This window comes from Oceanobacillus caeni (genome assembly GCF_042678465.1).
In the GTDB taxonomy this organism is placed as follows: Bacteria; Bacillota; Bacilli; order Bacillales; family Amphibacillaceae; genus Oceanobacillus; species Oceanobacillus caeni.
The window spans coordinates 138,850-157,599 of the sequence record NZ_JBHTKV010000005.1 but is presented as its reverse complement, the minus strand read 5'-3'; the positions used below and the strand labels follow the sequence as shown (position 1 = coordinate 157,599).

18 protein-coding genes are annotated in these 18,750 nt (G+C 36.3%); 13 read left to right on the top strand and 5 right to left on the bottom strand.

Annotated features, from left to right (window positions below; genetic code table 11):
- Positions 1 to 90 precede the first annotated feature (90 nt).
- The 4 genes from ACFQ18_RS06070 to ACFQ18_RS06055 all read left to right on the top strand — a co-directional run bounded on the left by ACFQ18_RS06070 (position 91) and on the right by ACFQ18_RS06055 (position 3,566).
- Positions 91 to 897, top strand: coding sequence for a TerC family protein (locus ACFQ18_RS06070; RefSeq protein ID WP_047186639.1), 807 nt, complete (start codon positions 91 to 93; stop codon positions 895 to 897).
- A gap of 99 nt (positions 898 to 996) precedes the next feature.
- Positions 997 to 1,350 (top strand): DUF488 domain-containing protein, encoded by a 354-nt coding sequence (locus ACFQ18_RS06065; protein ID WP_060669037.1) that lies wholly within the window; start codon positions 997 to 999, stop codon positions 1,348 to 1,350.
- Between the two features lie 263 nt (positions 1,351 to 1,613).
- Positions 1,614 to 2,054 carry an OsmC family protein gene (locus tag ACFQ18_RS06060; RefSeq protein ID WP_047186641.1) on the top strand — a complete coding sequence of 147 codons (441 nt, stop codon included), beginning with the start codon at positions 1,614 to 1,616 and terminating at the stop codon, positions 2,052 to 2,054.
- Between the two features lie 117 nt (positions 2,055 to 2,171).
- Entirely contained in the window at positions 2,172 to 3,566 is a 1,395-nt protein-coding gene (locus ACFQ18_RS06055; protein ID WP_204798666.1) for an L-cystine transporter, read from the top strand.
- Positions 3,567 to 4,235: 669 nt separating this feature from the next.
- Here the strand turns inward: ACFQ18_RS06055 and ACFQ18_RS06050 are convergent.
- Entirely contained in the window at positions 4,236 to 6,035 is a 1,800-nt protein-coding gene (locus ACFQ18_RS06050) for a DNA ligase D (protein ID WP_204798667.1), read from the bottom strand.
- A gap of 145 nt (positions 6,036 to 6,180) precedes the next feature.
- Here ACFQ18_RS06050 and ku point away from each other — a divergent pair, with 145 nt between their 5' ends.
- Positions 6,181 to 7,032, top strand: coding sequence for a non-homologous end joining protein Ku (ku, locus tag ACFQ18_RS06045; RefSeq protein ID WP_047186644.1), 852 nt, complete (start codon positions 6,181 to 6,183; stop codon positions 7,030 to 7,032).
- A 341-nt stretch (positions 7,033 to 7,373) separates the two neighbouring features.
- Positions 7,374 to 8,390, top strand: a complete 1,017-nt coding sequence (locus ACFQ18_RS06040) for an acyltransferase family protein (protein ID WP_047186645.1) — start codon at positions 7,374 to 7,376, stop codon at positions 8,388 to 8,390.
- A 307-nt stretch (positions 8,391 to 8,697) separates the two neighbouring features.
- On the opposite strand, the gene ACFQ18_RS06035 is transcribed toward ACFQ18_RS06040, so the two are convergent.
- Positions 8,698 to 9,969, bottom strand: a complete 1,272-nt coding sequence (locus ACFQ18_RS06035) for a YjiH family protein (protein ID WP_204798671.1) — start codon at positions 9,967 to 9,969, stop codon at positions 8,698 to 8,700.
- Positions 9,970 to 10,274: 305 nt separating this feature from the next.
- On the opposite strand from ACFQ18_RS06035, the gene ACFQ18_RS06030 reads away from it, so the two are divergent.
- The 5 genes from ACFQ18_RS06030 to ACFQ18_RS06010 all read left to right on the top strand — a co-directional run bounded on the left by ACFQ18_RS06030 (position 10,275) and on the right by ACFQ18_RS06010 (position 13,402).
- Entirely contained in the window at positions 10,275 to 11,924 is a 1,650-nt protein-coding gene (locus tag ACFQ18_RS06030) for an ABC1 kinase family protein (RefSeq protein ID WP_204798668.1), read from the top strand.
- Positions 11,925 to 11,928: 4 nt separating this feature from the next.
- Positions 11,929 to 12,243 carry a phasin family protein gene (locus tag ACFQ18_RS06025; protein WP_047186648.1) on the top strand — a complete coding sequence of 105 codons (315 nt, stop codon included), beginning with the start codon at positions 11,929 to 11,931 and terminating at the stop codon, positions 12,241 to 12,243.
- A 145-nt stretch (positions 12,244 to 12,388) separates the two neighbouring features.
- Positions 12,389 to 12,538: a hypothetical protein gene (locus ACFQ18_RS06020; RefSeq protein WP_165589213.1), complete on the top strand. Its 150-nt coding sequence runs from the start codon at positions 12,389 to 12,391 to the stop codon at positions 12,536 to 12,538.
- A 150-nt stretch (positions 12,539 to 12,688) separates the two neighbouring features.
- Positions 12,689 to 13,000 carry a YwdI family protein gene (locus ACFQ18_RS06015; protein WP_047186649.1) on the top strand — a complete coding sequence of 104 codons (312 nt, stop codon included), beginning with the start codon at positions 12,689 to 12,691 and terminating at the stop codon, positions 12,998 to 13,000.
- 33 nt (positions 13,001 to 13,033) lie between these two features.
- A complete protein-coding gene (locus ACFQ18_RS06010; RefSeq protein WP_047186650.1) occupies positions 13,034 to 13,402 on the top strand; it encodes a DUF423 domain-containing protein in 369 nt (122 codons plus the stop codon).
- On the opposite strand, the gene ACFQ18_RS06005 is transcribed toward ACFQ18_RS06010, so the two are convergent.
- From ACFQ18_RS06005 to hemQ, 3 genes are all read right to left on the bottom strand, one after another.
- A complete protein-coding gene (locus ACFQ18_RS06005; RefSeq protein WP_145523925.1) occupies positions 13,393 to 13,644 on the bottom strand; it encodes a hypothetical protein in 252 nt (83 codons plus the stop codon). The genes ACFQ18_RS06010 and ACFQ18_RS06005 overlap by 10 nt on opposite strands.
- Positions 13,645 to 13,797: 153 nt before the next feature.
- Entirely contained in the window at positions 13,798 to 14,304 is a 507-nt protein-coding gene (gerQ, locus tag ACFQ18_RS06000) for a spore coat protein GerQ (RefSeq protein ID WP_047186652.1), read from the bottom strand.
- A gap of 319 nt (positions 14,305 to 14,623) precedes the next feature.
- Entirely contained in the window at positions 14,624 to 15,373 is a 750-nt protein-coding gene (gene hemQ, locus ACFQ18_RS05995; RefSeq protein ID WP_047186653.1) for a hydrogen peroxide-dependent heme synthase, read from the bottom strand.
- 360 nt (positions 15,374 to 15,733) lie between these two features.
- On the opposite strand from hemQ, the gene pta reads away from it, so the two are divergent.
- Positions 15,734 to 16,711: a phosphate acetyltransferase gene (pta, locus tag ACFQ18_RS05990; protein WP_204798669.1), complete on the top strand. Its 978-nt coding sequence runs from the start codon at positions 15,734 to 15,736 to the stop codon at positions 16,709 to 16,711.
- Positions 16,712 to 16,899: 188 nt separating this feature from the next.
- Positions 16,900 to 18,639, top strand: coding sequence for an ABC transporter ATP-binding protein (locus tag ACFQ18_RS05985; RefSeq protein ID WP_047186655.1), 1,740 nt, complete (start codon positions 16,900 to 16,902; stop codon positions 18,637 to 18,639).
- The last annotated feature ends 111 nt before the right edge of the window (positions 18,640 to 18,750 follow it).

Here is an 18,750-nt window from a genome sequence, read left to right as displayed (position 1 = left end):
TTGTTAGCGAGACCTTTACCAGTCGGGTAAAGGTCTTTTTATGGTCTTTACCTAATGGTAAGACCATTTTTATTTTTAAGGAGAGAGATTATGGGATCAGAATTAATCATTGAATACCTTTGGGTATTAGTTGTGTTAGTGGCTTTAGAAGGTTTACTAGCAGCAGATAATGCCTTAGTATTAGCGATTATGGTTCGTCATTTACCGGAAAAACAACGGAAGAAAGCACTATTCTATGGTTTAGCAGGTGCATTTGTCCTTCGTTTCGGATCATTATTTATTATTTCCTTCCTTGTAGATGTATGGGAGGTTCAAGCTTTAGGTGCCATTTATCTATTATTTATATCGATTAAAAACCTGTATGACAGGTTTAAACCGAAGACCCCGGATGATGAAGAAGCGGCCAAGGCTAAACTGAGAGATTCAGAAATTCATGAAGCATCACCAAAAGAATTTTGGCTAACCGTAGTGAAAGTGGAATTTGCAGACTTAGCATTTGCGGTTGACTCTATATTGGCCGCAGTTGCTTTGGCGATGGCTCTTCCACCAAGTGGACTAGGAACAATCGGAAGTTTAGATGCTGCACAATTTTGGGTTGTTTTTGCTGGAGGTATGATTGGTCTAATCATTATGCGTTTCGCAGCAAATGTCTTTGTCGACCTACTTCATAAACGTCCTGGTTTGGAAGTGGCAGCATTTATTATAGTCGGATGGGTTGGTGTGAAGTTGGCTATTATGGTATTAGCACATGAAGATATTGGTTTAATACCTCATGAATTCCCACACTCCATCTTATGGAAACTTATTTTCTATGGTGTATTAGTCCTTATCGCCATCGTCGGTTGGTTTGCTTCCGGACCGAAGAAAGAAGAAGAGAAAGAAGGAGCACAATCTTAACAAAAAACAACGATTTCCATTTAAAAGCCCTGAAATCGGGTATGCGTAATGGAAATCGTTTTTTGTTATATATTTAACATTTTTGAAGGAGAGATAATCATGTCCATTCAATTAAAACGTATTTATGAGTCTGCTAATAAAAATGATGGAATACGGGTTTTGGTTGACCGCATTTGGCCAAGGGGAGTTTCTAAAGATAAAGCCAAACTGGACTATTGGCTAAAGGGAATTGGACCTTCAACCAAGTTGCGAAAGGATTTTAACCATGATCCAGAAAAGTTTGCTGACTTTAAAGAAAAGTATAAGCAAGAATTGAAAAATGGAGAACAGAAAGAGCAGCTAAATCAATTAAAGGACATAGTGAAAAGCAATTCCAAAGTAACACTACTCTACGGTGCAAAGGATGAACAACATAACCAAGCCGTTATTTTAAAGGAGTTATTAGAAAAATAGATGACCAGTTAAGTTATTTATCCCACCTCAAGCTTAAGGTAGGTGGGTGATCAACAGACTAACCATTAGTTGGGGATGAAGGAAAACCCCCACTGATGGTTAGTCTTCTTTATATTTTTCGAGTTAGGTAAAGATGCACATTATTTTTATTTAATTTCCTACTGGGGTACAATAAAAGGACGTTAATTAGCATAGGTATTTATCCTTTGCTAAGTTCAATATTATCTAGGTTAAGGTATGAATAAACAATGAGGTGATATAATATGGCCGAACATCATTTTCTTTTAAAAGCAGATTGGCCCGGAGGAAGAAATAGTGAGGGGTATATAGCTGCAGGAAATTTGAAAACAAAAATATCGATACCGACCGAAATGGACGGACCGGGAGTAGGCACAAATCCCGATGAAATGTTGCTTGGTGCTGCTGCAACTTGTTACCTAATTACACTAGCTGCCATGATTGAACGAGCTAATTTACCATTAAAAGAGATGGCCCTTGAATCAGAAGGGATAGTCGATGTTACAAATGGCATTTTTACGTATAAGAAAATTATTCATCGTCCGACCGTCGCTTTACAGACAAGTGCTACGGAAAAAGATCATAGAAAACTAAGGATTTTGGTGGAAAAGGCTGAGAAGAGCTGTATGATATCCCGTGCGATTAAGGGAAATGTAGAATTGAAATTAGAACCAACATTGAGTTAAAGAGTTACAGTATTTCTTTCAAGGTATTGAATAACTTATGGATTAGGTTTAAAATATAAAACGTAGTAACCCAATTGGAATAATAATTATATAAATAGATAAAAGGAGGTCATAAGAATGAATGGTTTATTGGTTATTGTGAACGTAATTGTTCTTATATTAGCTATCATTTTATTAATCAATATGCAAAAGAAACATGTTTCCTTCTCCAAGCGTGTGTTTACAGGGATGGGAATCGGTATCCTTCTTGGAGTCATCTTTCAAGCCGTTTATGGTACAGAATCTGAAATTATTGCAAAAACAATGGATTGGTTTGCCATTGTAGGGACAGGGTATGTCCGTCTATTAATGGTGATCGTCATTCCACTTATTATGGTATCCATCATTCGGGCCATCATTAATTTGGAAAAGACGAAAGAACTAGGAAAAATGGCGGGTTGGATTATAGGGACATTGATCCTTACAACCATGGTTGCGGCTTTGGTTGGGATTGGTTCGTCATGGTTATTTGATTTAAATGCAGAACAAATTGAAGCGGGTCATGCAGAAGCAGAACGTGGAGAATCAATAGAAGCTATGTATGCGGATATGGAAGGTCAAACAACACCACAACGTATCCTTGATTTTATTCCAAGTAATATTTTTGAAGATATGACTGGTGGGAGAGCGACATCCACGATTGCGGTTGTAATATTCTCGATTATTTTAGGTATTGCTGTTCTTGGAGTACGTAGGAAAAATCCGGAACAGGCTGACCTATTTATTAAAATAGTTAATTCCACTTATACAGTTGTCATGCGCCTTGTTACGTTAATATTACGATTAACTCCATTCGGGGTTCTTGCACTTATGACGAATATGGTTGCAACGACTAACTTTGCTGGAATTATTGAACTAGGTAAGTTTGTCTTAGCTTCTTACGTTGCGTTAATTGTTATGTTTATGATTCACTTAATCCTTGTTAGTGGTTTTGGATTAAATCCTTTCACCTATTTGCGAAAAGTTTTCCCAGTATTAGGGTTTGCTTTTACTTCTCGTTCTAGTGCGGGATCTATTCCGTTAAATGTGCAAACGCAAAGAGAATCATTAGGTGTTGATGAAGGGATAGCAAACATGTCTGCATCCTTTGGGGCGACAATGGGACAGAATGGTTGTGCAGGTATTTATCCGGCAATGTTAGCGATAATGATTGCACCAACTGTTGGAATTGACCCATTCTCTATCGGATTTATTCTTCAGCTTGCAGTCATTGTGGGTATTAGCTCGTTTGGAGTTGCCGGTGTTGGTGGTGGGGCAACATTTGCAGCAATTATTGTTCTTTCATCCATGGGGCTACCTGTAGGGTTGGCAGGTCTCCTAATCTCCGTTGAACCACTAATTGACATGGGAAGAACAGCATTAAACGTTAACGGCTCTATGGTAACTGGTACAATCACCTCACGAGTTTTGGGTAATTTTAATACGAAGATCTTTAATGATAAAAACGCAACAACGGAAACAGATGGATTTTAGTGGAAGAAGCTTTTATTATGAAGAATAACTAAATTAAGGAGTAGCATACTAGATCGCAAATGTGATTGGTATGCTACTTTTTTACTGTAATAAATTCCTTTCTAGTTTTGATGAGTGCCCGAATGAAAGAAAAATCATAGTGTTCGGTCACTCATAGCATTGATGAGTGCCCGAGTGAAGGAAAAGTCATAGCGTTCGGTCGCTCATAGCTTTGATGAGTGCCCGAGTGAAGGAAAAGTCATAGCGTTCGGTCACTCATAGCTTTGATGAGTGCCCGAATGAAAGAAAAGTCATAGCGTTCGGTCACTCATAGCATTGATGAGTGCCCAAATGAAAGAAAAGTAATAGCGATCGGTCACTCATAACGATGGTGAGTGCCCGAATGAAAGAAAAATCATAGCGTTTGGTCACTCATAGCATTGATGAGTGCCCGAATGAAAGAAAAGTCATAGCGATCGGTCACTCATAGCATTGATGAGTGCCCAAATGAAAGAAAAGTCATAGCGATCGGTCACTCATAGGCATGATGAGTGCCCGAATGAAGGAAAAGTAATAGCGATCGGTCACTCATAGGCATGATGAGTGCCTGAACAAGGGGAAAACCTCTTCATTCCTCTGAAAACAATTTTCCACGTTCAAAAATAAATTTAACCTGCGAATGTATACTCCTCACTTAATTAAAGATAAAACCTTGCTTAAATTTTGCTTTTCTCTTGCTTCTTCATAGTATCTAAAAGGACAGCCCAATTCCTTCACACGGGATAATACATTTTTAATATGAAAATGTTCTGGCCTAAGGTTTTCATTGACTTCTTCCCAATATAATGGAGTAGCTACTGTACCTTCTCTTGTTCTACGAGGAGAATATGGAGCGATAATTGTTTTATCTTTTCCATGTTGAATGTAATCTATATACAAACGACCTTTGCGTTTCTTCTTCATTCTTTCCGTTGTAAATAAATTAGGGTAAGCTCCTTCCACGGTATAGGCAACAGCTTGGGTAAAAACAGCAGTTTCATCGTATGTTAAACTATTTTCCGGAATAGGAATATGAATTTGAATTCCTTTATTACCTGAAGTTTTTACAAAGGAAAGGAGGCCTAAATCATCAAGGATTGGTTTAATCAGATTTGCAGCTTGAATAGCTAAAGAAAATGCATCTCGGTCTGGTGGATCCAAGTCAAATACGATTTCGATAGGCTTCGGTTGGTCAACTATCTGAAAAGGGACATGATATTCCAATGCCCCGTGATTTGTAAACCAAAGAATTGCATCCATACGATTACAAATAATCATTTTTTCGCCTTCTATTAGTTTGAAGTCGATGAAATCCGGTGCATAAGCTGGAAGATGTTTTTGATAGAAGAATTCTCCATCTATGCCTTCAGGGAAACGGATTAAGGTTAAAGCACGATTTCTCAAAAACGGTAACATATATGGACTGATTTCTCGAATATACGAAAGTAAATCTCCCTTTGTGTACATAGGGTCAGGCCAGTAGATTTTGTCAATCTTAGAAATGCCGATATGTTCGGGTATCATCGCCAAATCGATTTGTAAATTAGCTAACGTACAAGTCTGTGGATCTGTTTGTGGCAAAAGGGAAACAAATTCTGGCTCTCGCAATTCTTCCTGATGTAAATCGAGCGTATGAACTTTAGCGCAAACAGCTGGTGGCAAGGAAACACCATCCTTTGTTTTCTCTCCATTCGTTATAAATAGCTTCTCTAATGTTTTCGCTTCATCTTCTTTTAAGCCATGCTTACATTTCCCAACAACATAAATTTCATCATTGTGAAATACATTGAACGTATAATAGCCATTTTGCATGTCATAATGCGTAAGAAATCCCTGAATCGTCCGCCAGTTTTTAATCTTAAACCAATCTTGATGATTTTTCCCAGATATGTATTTACTATTTTTCCGTTTGGCAATGATGCCTTCCCCTTTATAATCAAAAATGATCCCCCATAAATGATCGGCATTTTCAAAAGAAGGGACGTAAATCATTCGTTTGCTTTCTGGTAAATTTTTAAAAAGGTTTTGTAAGTTCTGTTTCCTCTTGCTAAAAGAAGTGATTAATAAGGTTTCTCCCTTTAAGGTCAGTAAATCAAAGGCCATAAAGGAAGCAGGGCGTTGGTTACTAGCTTGTTGAATAGCTGAAGATTTCTTTAGGCGTCCGCGTTTTTGTATCCAGTTGAAATTGGCCTGATACATATTGTTTAAAACGACCAATTCTCCGTCTATTGTTAACGGAAGATAGTCTTTTACTTGGTTGTAGTTTTTTTGACAAAAGGTAATTATTTCCGGGAAATTTTCTGTTAAATCCTTTCTGTTTTTACTAGTTAACTGAATGCTTCCATCCTTATCCCATGTTAATACACAACGGAATCCATCATATTTCACCTCGTAAACCCATTCCTTACCATATGGAATCTTTGTACTTGTAATTGGTTTCATCATATCCATAAACAAATTCCCCCTTCTTTAATAAATTGGCTAATTATGAGGAAAATAAACGAAGGGATAATAAAATGATGTAAAACAAAAGATAGGATTATGATTTGTTAATTAAAAGATGAAAAAAAATGCCTAAATGAATGGAGGTTAACCCATGCATACGATGTGGAAAGGTTCCATAAGCTTTGGTTTAGTTAATATTCCAATAAAAATGCATGCCGCAACAGAAAACAAAGATGTCAAACTACGCCAACTGCATAAAGAATGTAAATCCCCAATTAAATATGAGAAAGTTTGTCCTGTATGTGATAAAGAAATAAACAATGATGAAATAGTAAAAGCATATGAATATGCAAAAAATAAATTTGTCGTTTTAGATGATGAAGATTTAGAGGCGCTACGTAAAGAGCAGGAAGACCGAGCTGTGGAAATTGTGGACTTCGTGAAATTAGAGGATATTGATCCGATTTACTTTGAAAAAAGTTATTATCTTTCACCGAATGAAGGAGGGGCAAAAGCATACAGTTTACTTCGTAGTGCTTTGAAAGATACAGGAAAAATTGGAATCGCAAAAATGATGATTCGATCTAAGGAACAATTAGCTGTCATTCGAGTTTATGAAAATGTTCTCGTTGTAGAAACAATTCATTTCCCTGATGAAGTTCGTAATGTACAAGACGTTCCAAATGTTCCAGAGGAAACGAAAATTGGCGAAAAGGAATTAGAAACAGCGAAAATGTTAATTGAACAATTAACCACTGAATTTGAACCAGAAAAATACACGGATGAGTATAGAACAGCTTTACTAAATCTGATTGAAGACAAGAAAAATAATGAGGAAACATCTACACCAACACTTACGGAAAAACCAATGCCTGATAATGTGACAAACTTAATGGATGCACTTCAAGCATCATTGGATCGAGCAAAGAAAGACAAGCCAAAACCGAGCCAACCAAAGAAAAAAACAAAAACAACACTCAAAAAGAAGAAAGCAACATCTTAATGTCTCCCAAGGGGGACATTTTTTTGGCAGGCAGCAAGCAATAAGTATAACAAAAAGTCAATTCTCGAAATGAATGCTGATATCCCGGAGCGAATACTGATATCCCGGAGTGAGTGCTGATAACCCAAAATGAATGCTGATTCCATAGTAATATACTAACAGCAAATACCAAGTTTTTTAACAACCATTTTACTGGAAGTTAACAGTTTAGTAACAAGCATTCCAAAAGGTGATTTTTTCTTTTAAAAGGAGTAAAGTTATAGTACATAGTATTTTCAAGGAAACTAAGTCATTCGCTTAAACTAAAGCGAATGCCAAGTTTTCTAATAAGGAGAGAAAAAATGGAGAGAAATGCATTTATTGATAACGCAAAGGTACTTTTCATTTTTTTAGTAGTATTTGGACATATGATTCAACCGTTTACATCTGACTCTAGGGGAGTTGAAACACTTTATCTGTGGATTTATACGTTTCATATGCCTGCATTTATTATGGTCTCTGGCTTTTTTGCGAAAGGGTCGAGTGATAAAGGCTATTTATGGAAACTGATTAAAAAGTTATTAGTCCCTTATTTTATTTTCCAAGGGATATACACTTTATTTTATTTTAGCGTAGGAAGTGGAAGTTGGAAAACTGGGGTTTTTCAGCCACAATGGTCATTATGGTTTTTGCTTAGTCTTCTTTGTTGGCATCTTCTACTCATCGTTTATAAAAGATGGCCAGCCAAAATTGGCATTCCATTATCAGTAATAATTGGCTTAATAGCAGGTTATTTTAGTGAAATTGGCCACACCTTTAGCTTGTCACGGACGTTGGTCTTTTTCCCGTTTTTCTTGTTAGGTTTTCATTTGACACAAAAACAGTTGCTTTTCGTAAAACGACCGGTTGTAAAAATTGCCTCTGTCTTCGTAATGATAGCTGTAGCTGTGTTCTTATATTATATTCCGAATATTGATTCAGGTTGGTTTCTTCAGTCTAAGCCTTATGATGATTTGGATGCTGGGCAATATAGTGCAGCCATTAGGTTATCGGTTTATATTACAGCAGCTTTCATGACGGCAAGTATTTTAGCATGGGTTCCCGAGCGGAATTTAAACTGGGTTACAGAACTTGGTAAAAGGACATTATACGTGTATCTTTTACACGGATTTTTTATACAAACATTCCGTCATTATGATTTATTCCAAATGAATTCTTTCATTAGTTTTATCGAAATGTTGGTACTCTCTATCCTTATCGTTATCCTTTTATCTAGCAAACCGATTATAGCCATAACCCAACCAATCGTAGAAGGAAAGGTAAATTTATTAAAACAGTGGGGAAGAAGAGATAAACAAAGTCAATCCTATCATGTTTAAATTGTAATTTATTGGATATACTACTCATATAGACAACAAATTGTCTATATATATCTCCCCCTTTTATTATATAAATGAACGAAATGGTGTAGCAGTTCAAATTTGGACTGCTTATTTTTTTGCCACCTTTACGGGCAGTAAGACTATATTTAAAAACCTTACCCAAATTGGGCAAGGTTTTTTAAATTTCTTGTTCAAAAAGCTACGTCCTGGTTCCTCAATTACTTGTCTCACCGTATAGGTTTGTTGCAACGCCGACACTAAGAAATACGAAGCGCCATTTTCACCGGAGTTTTTGAACGTCCTCTTAAAAGAGAATATACGCAGCTATAGTGATAATTGGAAGAGTAATGATAGTACGTAAAAGGAATATAATGATTAAATCTAAGAAAGAAACAGGTATCTTAGTTCCTAATAGTAATCCGCCGACCTCTGACATGTAAATGAGCTGACTAACGGATAAAGCTGCAATAATAAATCTTGTTATCTCTGCTTCAATACCGGCTCCAATAACGGATGGAAGAAACATATCAGCAAAACCAATTATAATGGTTTGGGAAGCCTCTTGCGCATAAGGAATTTGCAATAATTCTAATAGTGGTACAAATGGAGTACCGAGCCATTGGAAAAATGGTGTATATTCAGCAATCATTAGTGCAACTAAACCGAAAGCCATGACGACAGGTGCTACACCCATCCACATATCTAGTATATTTTGTCCGCCTTCTTTAAAAAATCGATAGACACTATTTTGGGTTTTAGCTTGTTTTAGTGCATTATTATAACCGAAAGATAACGCTGTTTCACCTTCAGGAATAAGCTCTTGTGAATGGTTCTCCTCATCGTTAATAAAGGTGTCTGCTTTTCTTGATAAAGGTGGGATTCTTGGCATAATAATTGCCGCAACAATACCTGCAACCACTACGGTTAAATAGAATGGTCCAAACATATGGGCGAGGCCAACTTCCGCTAAAACCACTAAAGAAAAAGTAATCGATACAACGGAGAAAGTAGTACCAATGACTGCCGCTTCTCGTTTTGTATAGAAACCTTCTTCATATTGCTTACTTGTTAAAAGAACTCCAATTGTCCCATCACCAATCCATGATGCCAACGCATCTACAGAGGATCTACCTGGCAAAGTAAACAAAGGGCGCATTACTTTTGTCATCATCGTCCCAAAGAATTCCAATAAACCAAAATTCGTTAGTAAAGGTAAAAATAACCCAGCAAACAAGAACACAGAAAACAAAACATGTAACAAATCATCTAATAATTTTTGTCCTGTATCAGGTCCATAAACTGCCTCTGGTCCAATTCGGAAAAATACCATGACGGCAAAAATGGCTGCTAAAACTCTTGTAATCGTCCAAAAAAGGTTTACATGGAATAACCCTTGAAAGAAAGGGGTCTTCTGAAATAGCTTTGGAGAAATGTATCCAATAATCGTACATATTGCTGTTATGACAATAATGGCCATCATAATGAAAGACAATTGGTTCGAAAGCAAGTCTTGAACTTTATTAGCCAGTAATGCAATTGGTATCGAGAACCCATCTTTCGTTTTAACCGGAATCATAAATAAGAAAACCCCAATGATGGAGGTGAGAATAAATTTTAAATGAATGCTTAACTGATGTTGTCTCAAGAAGTAAGATCCTTTCTAATTTATGTAATATCAAATATAATATTTTTAGAAATAGTAATAAAAACTAGTTAGTTGCTGCTACATAATAGCCAGCATACATTGAATAAATATACAGGATTTCGGGGAAATATTCAATAGTAATTTTTGCATAAAAACAGGAAGAATACGAGATGGTATAAGTATTAGTACTTTAGAGATTATACACGAATCAAACAGACAACGATGGGGTGTCTCAGATGAAAGGGTTAAAATATAACGCAGTCTATCGTTTTACGGTGATTGTTTCGATGGTTATCAAATTCATCTTTCAAATCTATCTTTTCCATTTGAAGACAGCCATTTGGGATCGACAGGCTAAAAAAAGATGGAATAAACTTTTAGAAGAAATGGCTAAAGAATATCGGGTTACGGCAGAAAAGTTGGGAGGAGTATTAATCAAAGTTGGTCAGTTTCTAAGTTCAAGAACCGACTTCATGCCTGATGTATTTATTAACGAAATGTCTGGATTAGTTGACCATGTACCACCAATGCCTTATGAGTATGCAAAAGGCTTATTGCAAAAAGAATGGGGGGCTGACCTAGGTACGCATTTAAAGGCTATAAAAAGAGAGTCAGTCGCTTCTGCATCGATTGGGGAAGTATACGTTGGTGTGTTGAAGGATGGGACAGATGTTGCAATTAAAGTACGCCGTTACCGGATTGAAGAAATTTTTCATAAAGACTTTATAGCATTAAGAATGGTGTTTTGGATTATAAAAGTTTTAACGGCTTTTGGGAAGAAGTTAGACCTAAAAGCACTTTTCCGAGAGTTTATCACAGTGATGGATCGGGAATTGGATTTCGAAAAAGAACTTGAATTCGGCAAATTCTTTAAAGAACGATTCAAAGAAAACAAAAATATCCACATACCGACTTATTATGAAGATTTATGTACCGATAAAGTACTTGTTATGGAATGGATAGAAGGAGCAAAGATAACAGATACTGCATTTATGAAACAACATCATATTGACGTGGAACAAACGACCAAAACTGTTTTTGATTTTTTTATGGATCAATATTTACACGCAGGGAAATTCCATGCTGATCCACATGCGGGAAATATTATTATTCAAGCGGATGGCCGTGTTGGAATTATTGATTTCGGAATGGTGGGAGAAATCAAACAGAAGGACGTCGATCATTTTAAACTCTTTATACAAGGTTTTATTTTGGAAAACTATGATATGGTCGTTGAGGCACTATCTAAAATGAATTTTGTATTACCAAAAGCGGATAAACGAAAGTTAAAGAAGGTTATTGAAGAAGCAACTGAAAAATATTCAAACGGTATGTTAAAAGAGTTTGATGGTAATGCAATGGAGCTCATTGACGAAGAATTGGATGTTGTGATGAAAGACGACGCCATTCAACTTCCGGCAGACTATGCTTACTTATTAAGATCAATATCTATTGTAGCGGGAATTATTTTTGCCATTAACCCGAATATAAATATAATTAAATGGGCAAAACCTAAAATCAAAGATTGGTTTGGGACGAAAAGTATCGCAGAGTCAGTTGCAAAGCAATATGTAAAAAATGCAACAGAACCAATTTTAGCTTATCCAAGGGCTCTCTTAACATGGCTGGAGAGCGGAGAAAAGGATAGGCAGTGGGATAAAGAAAAACATTTTATAAATATGAAACATCAATATTATTTACTTTTAGAGATTACTTCTTTTATCATGGTGATAGTAGGATTTAGTATTTCTGCATATAGTATAAATAATAGCTTAGAAATAATGAAATGGGTCGGATTCATTGTCACGGGAATATTTACAGTAATATTTAGTATTATGTTATTGATTCATCATCGATTTATAAGAAAAAGACGTAACGGAGGTTAGGAAAATGAGCAATTACTTAAAAAAAGGTTTTTTATTAGGTCTTGGTGCTGCAGTTAGTGGAAAAGAAAAACTGGAACAGAAGTTAAAGGAACTTGTTGATAAAAATGAGTTAACACAAGATGAAGCAAAATCAATGATGGATAATTTTATTGAAAAAGGTGATACAAAAAAACAAGAATGGTCATCCAAGCAAAAGAAACAAACACAAAAGATTGCAAAAGAAATGGGCATAGCAACGACAGAAGAATTAGAAGATCTTAGAAGAAGAATTCATACATTAGAATTAAAATTAGCGGATAAGGATGTTATTGAAGAGTGAGCGCATGCTCACTTTTTCTATTTTTACATTACTAGGTGTCGATATTATCAAACAATTTAAAAAATATAGTTGCATTCTGTAAAAATTGTAGTATAATTAATACAAATTAGATGAAGTTTTTCCATTCGGGGGTGAATAAAGCGGTATGGTAAATTTTTTGCAATTTTGTGAGAACGCCACAAAACAACTTGGTAGACAATTAAAAGAAGAAGAGGTTAATTTTCTACATTGGATGTATCATCGCTACTCAGAGGAAAAACAAGAATCTTGTGCACAGACATTTGTAAAAGCTTAACTATAAATTAATACAAAAATGAAAACGCTTTTATCGGTCCTTGGGAACAAAACTCAAGGATTTTTACTTGTTCAGTATCATAATTATTCATACAATAGGATTCATGATATAATGAGTCTGTGTAAAACACAAGGTTTAAGGAGCGTTCGTATGGCGATAGAAAATGAAACGATTTTAAATAAAATGTTGAAAGAAATAAATGATGCGAAAGAGAACCAAAATAATCAAGATAAATTATTGATACATATTAATAACGTGAAATTGCTATGTGATTTGTTTCTAGAAGAAGATTCAGAAAAAAATAGTGCAGTTCAAGAACAACGTGATGAATTTACAGAAGCGGAATTAAAGGCAATGATTGGGAAGCAAGATACCATTAAAAAAATCCAACAACAACAATTGAAACAAAGCGAGACAATCGATCATGAACAGGCAAATGGCGATTCTATCTTTGACTTTTAAAGCTAATCCTCTTTTTAGAAAGGAGACAATGGGATGAAACTATTTTTAATCTTAGGGGCAATCAATGGATTTTTAGCAGTGGCACTTGGGGCATTTGGTGCACATGGATTAGAGGGCAGATTGACTGAAAAACAAATAGAAACATGGAATAAAGCAGTACAATATCAAATGTTTCACACATTTGCGTTAGTAGCAGTTGGAATTCTAATGACAAAAGCGCAAAGCGGGTCATTAACATGGGCTGGCTGGATGTTTTTCCTAGGAATTATAATTTTCTCAGGTAGTCTTTATATTTACTCCACCACAGCCATTAAAACCTTTGCAATGATAACTCCAATTGGTGGACTTGCATTTTTAATTGGTTGGGTATTATTGGGGATTTTTGTGCTTCGCTATATTTGAAAAATCATATAAGTGATAAAGATAAAAATACAGACAGCTCGTACTAATTGTTTTCCAGCATGAGCAGTATCTTTTTTATGTAAGAAGATAAAAGCTTCGCAAACTAAACTAATCGCTATAAAAAAGAAGGTTATAAATAGTAGGATGAGGTAACCTTGTATCATGGCAAACAGACCAACAACAGCTGCAATACCTATAGAGAGGATTTCAACTAGGGTAAACTTATCTAACGGGCTCTTCATCATAATACCTCCATTTTAAATATATTTGAGAAAAGAAAGGATGACACAAGATTTTTGGAAGTGTCATCCTTTTGATTTGCACATAGGGGAGTTAAACCTTTCTTCCTGCATAAGAACAACGGAGGCATTTGCCCAATGCCAATTTCCTTCTAATTATCTCGGTGGGAAGGTACTTAATTGCCCACTACTACCTCCAAATGGAGATTGATAATTGATTTCTTCATCAAATTCCACATAATCAAGGTAAACCATTAATAATAAGTATCGTTTTCCGGTATTTGGTTCACTTAAAATAAGATGATCTCTTCCTGCAGCCTCAATAACTCCGGTGAACACCTTTGCGTTCCAGCTCGGATTGTTCTCAAACGTCATGTAAACTTTCACTAGTTTTCCTTTATTAAGACGAAGAATATTTTCAACATAGGATTGTTCAATAGGTAGCATTCCAGGTACATCTGTAGATTGGTGTTGTTGTTGTTGAGCAGGTTGCTGCTGTTGAATTGATGGTGGTTGCACTTGTTGCATTTGACCTTGTTGTTGTTGTTGTACAGGATGCATAGGTTGACCGGGCACTGCACTCATTACGTATCCCGGGTAAGGATAAGCAGCAGCTACCGGATAAAAGTTCCCCTGTTGTCGGTTAACTTGATAATTAGACATTAAAATTCCTCCCTATTTTTAAGTGATTCCTTTTGATGCTTTGTTGGCTTCCCCTTATCTCTAGACTGCTGGGCAGTCGTATGGTTAGTGTGGTTATTACTTGAATCTTTTCTTTCTGCCCATAATCTGGGATGCTAGACTCAATAATTATATGTATGTAAATACCTAGAAAATGATGACAGATAAATGGGATTTATTTTGGGAGAGTTTTTTAATGGTGAATATAATTCCGGATAGAGGATGTCGATTGTATTCATTCAAAATAAATAAAAAAGCCATCACCACAAAGGGTGATAGCTTAAAGTTTTCTATATTAACTTTACAGTGTGAAATAAGTATCTAGATCTTCTTTTGGTAAGTAATTTCCGATGATAAAGTCGCCAAATTCAGCGTAGATTGCGGAAACTTCATCATAACGCATTTCGTAAACAATCTTTTTAAATTGAAGGGGATCGTGTGCAAATAGAGTTACGCCCCATTCCCATTCATCAAGTCCCATGGATCCAGTAATTATTTGTTTCACTAAACCAGCGTATTTACGACCAGTTGCAGCGTGGTCCGTTAGTAATCTCTGTCTTTCCTTACGATCAATCGTAAACCAGTTTGCTTCATTCCAACGACGGCGATTCATAGGGTAGAAACAAGCATGTTCCCATTTAGGAAGAATTGGTTTAAGGCGTGCTTCCACTGCCTCGTTGATTTTGCGGTTCTTCACTTCATCAACAGTATCATTTGTACCTAGCTCCACGATGGAAACATATGAATAACCTGGAATAAGGTAATCGCCAATTTTTGATTTATTCAGTTCTGTTTTGAATTCTTCCAATTCATCCATTGTCGGACGAACAACGATAAACATTAAATCGGCTTTATTACCTACTACTTTATAAATGGATTGGCTACCATTTTTCTCTTCTTCTATGGCTTCCCATTTGGTCATTAATTCTTTAAGCTCTTGTACCGCTTCTTTTCTATCATTTTCAGACGCCATCTTCCAAGAAGTCCAATCGAATGTACGTGTATCGTGCAAGGTGCACCAACCGTCTAAAGTTCCCACTGCTTCTACCATATGTATCTCTCCTTTAAAATGATTATTTTTTATATCATAGTCCTGTATACCCAAACTAACCATGATTTTAAGGATTTTAAGGACTTTTACTTTCCCTTTTACTATAGCATAATTGGGGAATACTAATCATGAGAAAGCATTTGGATTAAATCGATTATTGCAATTTGTCATTTGTTTGTCAAAAAATGTAGGAAAAACAATGTCAATTTCTTTAAATAAAGTATGGTTTGATTTATGATGGAAATGCATATAGAGGCTGTTCAAAAAGTCCGGTGAAAATGACACTTCGCATTTAGCCGAACTCGGTCTTTTCATCCTCCTTTTTGAACACGAATATATAGCATATTGGAGGATTGTAAAATGAGTAACTTATTCGATGATTTAACTAAAAAAATTTCAGGAAAAGATAAAAAGATAGTTTTTCCTGAAGGACTAGACGAAAGAATTTTAACTGCAGCAAGTAGATTAAGTGCAGATGGATTAGTAACTCCTATTTTAATTGGAAATAAAGAAGAAATTGAAGGCAAAGCAAAAGAAGTTGGAGCAAATATCTCTTCCTGTGAAATTTTAAATCCTAATGATTATTCAGAGTTTGATGAAATGGTTCAGGCATTTGTAGAACGCCGTAAAGGTAAAGCAACAGAAGAAGATGCACGTAAAATTTTACTTGATGAAAACTACTTTGGAACAATGCTAATATATATGGGAAAAGCGGACGGACTTGTTAGTGGTGCAGCACATTCCACAGCAGATACAGTACGTCCAGCATTACAAATTATTAAAACAAATGGTAGAGTGAAGAAAACGTCTGGAGTCTTCATCATGGTTCGCGACGAAGAAAAATATGTATTTGCGGATTGTGCGATTAACATATCACCAGATAGCCAAGATTTGGCGGAAATTGCTGCGGAAAGTGCGGTTACAGCTAAATTATTCGGTGTGGATCCACGCATTGCGATGCTAAGCTTTTCTACGAAAGGTTCTGCAAAATCACCAGAAACTGAAAAAGTAGAAAATGCACTTCAAATTGCAAAAGAAAATGATCCTTCTTTAGTTATCGATGGAGAATTTCAATTTGATGCAGCATTTGTACCAAGTGTAGCAGCGAAAAAGGCTCCTGATTCCGTTATTAAGGGGGACGCAAACGTATTTGTCTTCCCAAGTTTGGAAGCAGGAAACATTGGCTATAAAATTGCTCAACGTCTTGGTGGATTTGAAGCAGTAGGACCAATCCTTCAAGGGTTGAATAAACCTGTAAATGATCTATCACGTGGATGTAATGCAGAGGATGTTTATAACTTAGCCCTAATTACAGCAGCACAAGCAGTGGCAGAGTAAAATGAGAAGCTTGCAGCAAATCATACGTAGCTGCAAGCTTTTTCTATGACTTTTTTTAAAGAAGTGTGAATCTAAATTGATTTCATATCCGTAATGTATACAAAGTAAGGTAGGTTTTTTAGAAAACTTGACGTTTTCCAGGCTTTAGCGAATTCCTACCTTGTAAAAAATGAGACAGGAGATCAAAAGTGGAAAATCAAGAAAAAACAAAACTTAAACCATTTATTTCTTTAATTTTATCAACCAAAATACCAAAATGGTCCTTGTTCATCGGGTTAATCGGAAGTATTATTACGATGATCATTGGTCTTTCCATTCCCTTGCTTACAAAGGAATTAGTGGATGGGTTTTCGGTAGATGCCATAAGTACTGCACTTGTTGTTACGATTTTTGTCGTATTTGTTTTACAAGCGGTTGTAGATGGGGTATCAACTTATTTATTAGCAGCTGTTGGGCAAAAGATTGTTGCAAGATTACGAGAGACGATGTGGTTTAAACTACTTCGTTTACCAGTAAGTTATTTTGACAAACATGCAAGTGGGGAATCGGTAAGCCGTGTCGTAAATGATACTGGTATTGTCAAAGACCTTATTACACAGCATTTCCCGCAATTCATTACTGGTTTTATTACTATTATCGGGGCAATTGTCATTTTACTAATTATGGACTGGAAAATGACGTTGTTAATGCTCATTGCTGTACCGGTTACATTTGCAATTATGATGCCACTTGGTGCAAGAATGGCGAAAATATCAAAGAACTTGCAAGACGAAACAGCAAAATTTACTGGTGATATCCAACAAACCTTAAGTGAAATTCGCTTAACCAAAGCTTCGACCGCCGAAGAAGTGGAACAGAATAAAGGGATGTCTGGTATTACCAATTTGCTTAACTATGGATTAAAAGAAGCACGGATTTTTGCTTTAATCGGTCCGTTTATGTACACCATTATGATGATTGTCATTGTTGTTATTATTGGCTATGGTGGAATTCGTGTTGCAGAAGGTACGCTTTCGACGGGATCTCTCGTGGCATTCTTGTTGTACTTATTTCAAATTATTTATCCGATTACTTCCTTTGCGATGTTCTTTACAGAATTACAAAAGGCAAAAGGGGCGACAGAGAGGATTATAGGAATTCTCGATTTGCGTGAGGAAGAGAGTCAAGAAGGTTTGGAACAGGATATTGCTAATCAACCTGTTTCTTTTTCAGACGTTTCCTTTTCCTATGATGAAAATGAAACTGTTCTTCGGAATATTAATTTCACAGCGGAACCAGGAGAGATGGTTGCTTTGGCTGGTCCGAGTGGTGGGGGGAAAACGACCTTATTTGGGCTAATTGAAAGATATTATGAACCAACATCTGGTGTTATTCGGATAGGGAATACTCCCATTCACTCCTTATCAATGAAGTCATGGAGAAGTCAGATTGGCTATGTTTCACAGGAAAGTGCGATGATGGCAGGGACGATTAGAGATAACTTAACTTACGGATTAAGTAATGCGAGTAGTATTACCGATGATCAATTATGGAAGGTTGCTGAAATGGCCTATGCCGATACGTTTATTCAATCTTTTCCTAAAGGATTAGATACAGAGGTTGGAGAACGTGGTGTGAAACTCTCTGGTGGGCAAAGACAGCGAATTAATATCGCTCGGGCTTTCTTAAGAGATCCGAAAATATTAATGCTAGATGAAGCAACTGCAAGTTTAGATAGTCAATCCGAACAAGCTGTTCAGGAGGCATTATCCCGCTTAATGGTTGGACGTACAACGTTTGTTATTGCACACCGACTATCCACCATCGTTCACGCTGATAAAATTATGTTTATCGAAAAAGGACAAATAACAGGGGAAGGAACGCATCAGGAGTTGATGGCTTCCCATGAATTATACCGGACATTTGCTGAACAGCAGTTAGGGGATTGACTGTTGAGGAAAGAACGGAGGGATCGGGAGTTCTGAGGTAGATGAGTGCCCGAATGGAATAGAATTATAAGAGAACGGTCACTCATGAGGTAGATGAGTGCCCGAATGGAA